This window comes from Flavicella sp. (assembly GCF_029238425.1).
Classification (GTDB): Bacteria; Bacteroidota; Bacteroidia; order Flavobacteriales; family Flavobacteriaceae; genus Flavicella.
On record NZ_JAQWGB010000023.1, the window covers coordinates 1 to 6,119 of the forward strand.

The following is a 6,119-nucleotide window of genomic DNA, read 5'->3' on the forward strand; positions in this document are numbered from 1 at the left end:
GTTAATAAAACTGAGATTGCAAAAGATTTGGTTCAAGAAACTTTTTTTGCTGCCTTAAAGGCAATGAAAAATTTTGAAGGAAAAGCCAGTGAAAGAACTTGGTTGGTAGCCATCTTGAAAAGAAAAATCATTGATTATTACAGAAAAATAAATTCTACTAAAGGGAAAGCTGAGGTACGAATGAATTTTTACAATGATGGTGAAAACGAAGGAGATTGGTTAGAAGAAAGGGTTCCACAAACTTGGGGGAATGATGCAGATAAGGATATTGAAAATGCCGAATTAGGCGAGGCTTTATCTAAATGTATTGAGAAACTGCCGGAGAAATATGCTATGGTTTTCAGAATGAAAACATTACAAGATTTTGATACAGAAGAAATTTGTAAGGAGCTTGATATAACGTCGTCCAATTTATGGGTAATAATCCACCGAGCTAGGACTCAGTTGAGAAAATGTATGGAAGATAATTGGTTTATTAAATAAGAGTATTCATGGCAAAATTTAAAATTACTTGTGATGAGGCCACAACTATATGCGACAAATCGCAATATGGAAAGGCAACGATAATGGAGATTATTAAGTTAAGAATCCATTTTTTAGGATGTAAACTTTGTTCAATTTATACCAAACAGAATAATCTGTTGTCTAAAATCTTGAATAAAAATAAAGGAGGAAGTGCCATTTGTAGTCTGTCTGAAGAAGAGAAAGAACAGATGCGTATTTTGTTTGAAAAAGAAAAGCAAAATTAAAATAAGCCTATAGTATTATATGGATTTTTTACCGGAGAAGTTAGATGATTATGTAGTTGCTCATTCTCAAGCAGAACCACAAATTTTAAAAGAATTAAATAGAGAAACTTGGCAGACGGTTTTAAATCCACGTATGTTAAGTGGTGGATTTCAAGGAAGAGTGCTTTCTATGATTTCTAAATTAATTCAACCCAAAAATATTTTAGAAATAGGAACTTATACAGGTTACTCTGCTTTATGCATGGCAGAAGGTATGCGTGCTGAGGGTGTTTTACATACTATCGATAAAAACGAAGAATTATACGATTTACAAAGAAAATATTTTGATAAATCTGAGTTTGGTTCTCAAATCAAACAGCATGTAGGGAATGCTTTAGAAATTATTCCGAGTATTGAAGATAAATTTGATCTTGTGTTTATTGATGCTGACAAAGCGAATTATTCTAATTATTTCAATCTTATCATTGATAAAATGAATCCAGGAGGTGTCATTCTTTCTGATAATGTTTTATGGAGCGGAAAAGTGATTGAAAAATTAAATCCGAAGGATGTGGATACCGCAGCTTTGTTAGAGTACAATAAATTAATGAATGAAGACGATCGTATTGAAACCGTATTATTGCCTATTCGAGATGGTTTGACTTTGAGTAGAGTAAAATAGTAAAATCTATATTTTAAGGTGCCCTGAGCTTGCCGAAGGGTTTATATAGATAAAAGTCTATTAAAATTGTCTTTTGATTGGACCACTCATGTCTTCCAAATCTTCCTTTACAGAATCAATTTCTTTTTTGATGTCTTTGGTCACATCTAAATCAATTCCATTTTTTTCTGCACTGGTATTTATTTCTCTTTTGATGTCATTGGTAGCATCTTTAATCTGACGCATTCCCTTTCCTAGTCCTCTTGCAATCTCAGGAATTTTATCTGCACCAAACAACATTACTACAATAAGTAGAACTACCATGACTTCCGGTGCTCCAATAAATAACATCATAATCTGTATAATTTGTCACAAAGATAGTAATAAGCCATGAGAAAAATTGAATATTATTTTGAATTGATTCTCTTGAGTTTTTCCTCTTTTGCAGATGAAAAAGGCTGAGTTGCAGATTCTATTAGTTTGCTTCTAGTTTTTAGAATAAATTTGTGGAACACATTTGCAACGGATTCTTATGAAAAAATCAGCGATACTATTTTTACATCTCGGCGTTTGGCTTTGTTACTTTATTGTAGCGATGGGTTTGATGGCGGCATTTTTTCAAGGGAATGAAAATGCGGAAGAATCTTTAATGCAAAAGGCATTTGGAATCATAACTATGTTTGGTTTGATCCCATCTGTTTTTTCTTTTTATCTCTACTATTTTTTCTTGTTTCCAAAATTCTTTAAGAAAAAACAATATTTTGAAACATTGGTATACGGACTTGTAATATCTGCCATTGCGGGATTGATAGGGTATGCCATGCTTTTTAATTTTGTAAGCGATACCTGCTCTAGTGAGGAGGAGGATGCTTTCGCGGGGATTGTAATTTTCATTGCTTTTATTGCAACCATTAGTGGGGTAATCGCTTTGGTGATTCAAGGATTTATTACTTGGTTTCACGATATGAAATTGAAAGAAGCTTTGATAGAAAAAAACCATAAAATAGAATTGGCTTTAGTGAAATCTCAATTAGATCCTCATTTTTTATTTAATACAATTAATAATATTGATGTGTTGATTTTAAAAGATCAAGAGGAGGCTTCTGATTATTTGAATAAGCTATCAGATATTATGCGATTTATGCTTTTTGAAACCAAAACAGAAGAGGTATTGCTTTCAAAAGAAATTGAGTACATAGAGAAGTATATAGAGTTGCAAAAAATTAGAACTGCGAATACTGACTATATACAATATAGCATCGAAGGACTTGCAAAGGATAGAAAAATTGCACCTATGATATTTATTCCATTTATTGAAAATGCCTTTAAGCATTGTACCAACAAAAAATTGAGCAATGCTATACAGATAAAAATTTCTATTGAGTCCGATTGTATCAGAATGACCTGTGTCAATAAATACGACCCAAATAGAAAGGTGAAAGAGGGAAGTAATGGACTAGGAAATGATTTGATTGAAAAAAGATTACAGCTATTGTATAAAAATAACCATACCTTGGAGGTTCAAAAAGAAAACAATACCTATTCTGTAAACGTTAGCATTTGTCATGAATAAATATAGCTGTATCATTATTGAAGATGAACCGCTTGCCTTGGAGCGTACCAAATTATTTGTTGAAAAAATTCCCTTTTTAAATTTAGAGGCAACTTTTGACAATGCCTTGATGGGACTCGCTTATTTGAAATTACATAAGGTAGACTTGTTGTTTCTAGACATCAATATGGACGAACTAACAGGCATAGAATTGTTAGAAAGCACTAAGTTAGAAAGTCAGGTAATCATTACCACAGCCTATCAAGAATATGCGCTAAAAGGCTATGAATTAAATATCACGGATTATTTGTTGAAGCCTTTTAATTTTGAACGTTTTTTACAAGCGGTTACCAAAGCTTTGGGAAATATTCAGCATACAATTCCTCAAACCGTTTCTCAGGATTATATTTTTGTAAAAACAGAAAATCGTTTGGAGAAAATAATGTTGCAGGATATTATTTTTATTGAAGGAATGCGTGATTATCGTAGAATTCATACCACAGAAAAGCGCATTATGACTTTGCAAAATTTCAAAGAGTTGGAAGAAATGATTCCTTCGGATTTGGTGTGTAGAGTGCATAAATCTTATATGGTTTCTTTGCATAAAATTGATTCTATAGAGCGAAGTAGAATTCATATTGGTAAAGAAATAATTCCTATTTCAGATACATATAAAACAGGGTTTTTTAATAAAATTCATAACACATAGTTTATTTAGTTTACTAAAGATGCTAAATAAGTCTTTTCTGCTTTTTTCCTTTTTGGATAGCATGTGTTTTAGGAGAGATAGACTCGAATTTTTTTCCTAAACATCGATCCATTTTACAATACGGAGTTACCGATTGAAAAGGCCATTTCGCAGACATTATTTTCCGCTTTGCATAATAGAATTGAGCAGGTCATTTAGTTGTTAGATATTTGAGAAACAATTAAAAACCTAAAAATTATGGAAACTATAAAACTACAAGAATTTAAAGAAAAATGTCAATCTAAAACTTCAAATAATTCTTCCATGAGTTGCCTATATGGAATGGGAATGTTTGGTTCTGCTATTTATTTTTTATCCACTGCAACAGGTTTTGGTGCAGGTGCATTAGGAGTGTTGAAATCATTGGTTTGGCCAGCGGTTTTGGTGTACGAGGTGTTTTCAAAACTAGGATTGTAATTTTAAAAAAACTGTTATGAGTTTGATGATTTTTAAAACGAATATCAAGTCAAGACGAAAAGCTAGAATGTTTGGAGCTATCTTTAGAAGACATCCTTTTATTTATACTTGGTCTATAGATTTTGAAGATGTGGATAAAGTATTGCGCATAGAATCTGCTAGCGATTTACAATCTGATGCTGTTGTGCAATTGGTAACCAATCATGGATTTATCTGCGAGGATTTACCGGATTGATTTTAGAATATGATTCTATCCCCATTCCTTACTTTTATTGGTCTTTTTCCAAAAAGTTGAACTAGTTCAACAAATTGTTCCTTGAAAAAAATAAACTTTGCCATTCACAATGAATAAAGTTAATAATTGAACAATTTTAAAAGAACTATGAAAGTACTTAAAAGGATACATGCCTACATTGTTATATTTGTATTTACAGTTTTATCCAGCTCATTAGAAGCACAAATCACACATGATATTTCTGCCGAACAAGCTTTGAATGCTGTGTTGGTTGCTAAGAAAAAAGCAGAAGAATCCAACGTATTGGTCAATATCGCTGTAGTTGATGCAGGCGCGAATCTGAAAGCTTTTCTTCGTATGGATGAATCCTATTTAGGAAGTATAGATGTGGCCATAAAAAAAGCAGAAACGGCTAGGTATTTTAATATTGATACAGGTAAATTAGGAGAGCTTACGCAACCAGGCGGTATCATCTATAATATTGAACACTCTAATGGAGGATTGATTACCTTTCCTGGAGGAATTCCAATCAAAGATAAAAACGGAAAAATTATTGGAGCTATTGGTGTGAGTGGTGGAACTATTGAGCAAGATAGAGAAATCGCAACCATAGGTGCTAAATCAGTTTTAAAATAATCTAACAATCAATTTAATTATGAATCATATTAAAAAGTACGTATTCCTAACGGCATTGTTTTTAGTTCAGCTAGCAATCGCTCAAACCGGAGAAAAACCAACTTTGTACAGAACAGATTTCAAAGAATTGTCGGCAAAGAATACGGTAACCGTTACCAGCTATAAAAAAGGAGGAAAGCAATTTGTATATGCCGGAGGTTTCGGAAATATCGATGTATTTAGTTTGGATAGTTTAGGGCTTTTAACGTCTATCAGCAACCATGAATTGTACATGAAAAAAGGCCCTGCCAGAGGGATGGTAGCAGATAATGTTCAAGGGAATGATTTTCTTTTTGTAGCAAACAAACATGGAAATGCTATTGAAACTTTTGCTATTGATGATAACGGTTCCTTAGAACGCGTTGCTCTAAAAGAGGATACTGAAGAGACGTATTTGGGTACTGCCATTACCTTGCAAGTAATCCACATGAAAAAGGCTTCTTATTTATTTGTAGGAGGTTTAGAAGAAACTCCTGGACTAAGTTCTTTTAGAATTGAAAAAAATGGGGAGTTGACTCACATTCAATCTATGAAAGATGATGAGAAAATTCATACTGATGGGATTATTGGAATGTATACCCATAAAATAAAAGGTAGAACGTATTTGTATACCAGCGGTTTTCAAGACAATGGTGTCAGCAGTTTTAAAGTCTATGAAAGTGGAAAGTTTAAAAATGTAAACAATATTGACGATAACGAAACGGATCGTTATTTAACAGGAGCTTATCCAGTAACTGGAGTTCAGTTAGGAAAAAATTATTATGTAATTGTTGGTCACAGACATCATAAATACTACAAAAGAGGAAACTTTATTAAAAAGAAAGATTTTGTCTATCACGGTGATGGAGTGAGCGTTTTTAAAGCAGGAAGAAATGGAGCGTTAAAACCTCATTTTGTTTTGAAAGATGATGAAAACACAAAATTATCTGGTCAAACTAGAATAGAGATTATCTCTACCAAAAATAACGAAGCTTTGTTGGCTGTAGGTACTAGAGATGATGCAAGTATTCAACTGTGTAAACTGTCTGAAGACGGTGTGTTAAGTCCGGTTAATTATTTAGAAACAGGGTATTCTATCTATTATGGATTGCACTCACTTACTT

At 32.7% G+C, this 6,119-nt stretch carries 10 protein-coding genes; 9 read left to right on the plus strand and 1 reads right to left on the minus strand.

Annotation, left to right across the window (positions count from 1 at the left end; translation table 11 throughout):
• From P8H68_RS01470 to P8H68_RS01480, 3 genes are all read left to right on the plus strand, one after another.
• Window positions 1-483 (plus strand): sigma-70 family RNA polymerase sigma factor (locus tag P8H68_RS01470; protein WP_300320703.1); only part of this gene is annotated, 483 nt, incomplete at its 5' end.
• Between the two features lie 8 nt (window positions 484-491).
• Window positions 492-749: a hypothetical protein gene (locus tag P8H68_RS01475; protein ID WP_300320705.1), complete on the plus strand. Its 258-nt coding sequence runs from the start codon at window positions 492-494 to the stop codon at window positions 747-749.
• Between the two features lie 19 nt (window positions 750-768).
• Entirely contained in the window at window positions 769-1,410 is a 642-nt protein-coding gene (locus tag P8H68_RS01480; RefSeq protein WP_300320708.1) for an O-methyltransferase, read from the plus strand.
• A 60-nt stretch (window positions 1,411-1,470) separates the two neighbouring features.
• On the opposite strand, the gene tatA is transcribed toward P8H68_RS01480, so the two are convergent.
• Entirely contained in the window at window positions 1,471-1,743 is a 273-nt protein-coding gene (gene tatA, locus P8H68_RS01485; RefSeq protein ID WP_300320711.1) for a twin-arginine translocase TatA/TatE family subunit, read from the minus strand.
• Between the two features lie 178 nt (window positions 1,744-1,921).
• Here tatA and P8H68_RS01490 point away from each other — a divergent pair, with 178 nt between their 5' ends.
• The 6 genes from P8H68_RS01490 to P8H68_RS01515 form a co-directional block, all read left to right on the plus strand.
• On the plus strand, window positions 1,922-2,962 hold the full coding sequence (locus tag P8H68_RS01490; protein WP_300320714.1) for a sensor histidine kinase: 1,041 nt from the start codon (window positions 1,922-1,924) through the stop codon (window positions 2,960-2,962).
• A complete protein-coding gene (locus P8H68_RS01495) occupies window positions 2,955-3,650 on the plus strand; it encodes a response regulator transcription factor (RefSeq protein ID WP_300320717.1) in 696 nt (231 codons plus the stop codon). Before P8H68_RS01490 ends, P8H68_RS01495 begins: the two co-directional genes overlap by 8 nt.
• 237 nt (window positions 3,651-3,887) lie before the next feature.
• Window positions 3,888-4,106 (plus strand): hypothetical protein, encoded by a 219-nt coding sequence (locus P8H68_RS01500; protein WP_300320720.1) that lies wholly within the window; start codon window positions 3,888-3,890, stop codon window positions 4,104-4,106.
• A gap of 16 nt (window positions 4,107-4,122) precedes the next feature.
• On the plus strand, window positions 4,123-4,341 hold the full coding sequence (locus P8H68_RS01505) for a hypothetical protein (protein ID WP_300320723.1): 219 nt from the start codon (window positions 4,123-4,125) through the stop codon (window positions 4,339-4,341).
• Window positions 4,342-4,488: 147 nt separating this feature from the next.
• Window positions 4,489-4,977, plus strand: coding sequence for a heme-binding protein (locus tag P8H68_RS01510; protein ID WP_300320725.1), 489 nt, complete (start codon window positions 4,489-4,491; stop codon window positions 4,975-4,977).
• Window positions 4,978-4,996: 19 nt separating this feature from the next.
• Window positions 4,997-6,119 (plus strand): stress protein (locus P8H68_RS01515; protein ID WP_300320727.1); only part of this gene is annotated, 1,123 nt, incomplete at its 3' end.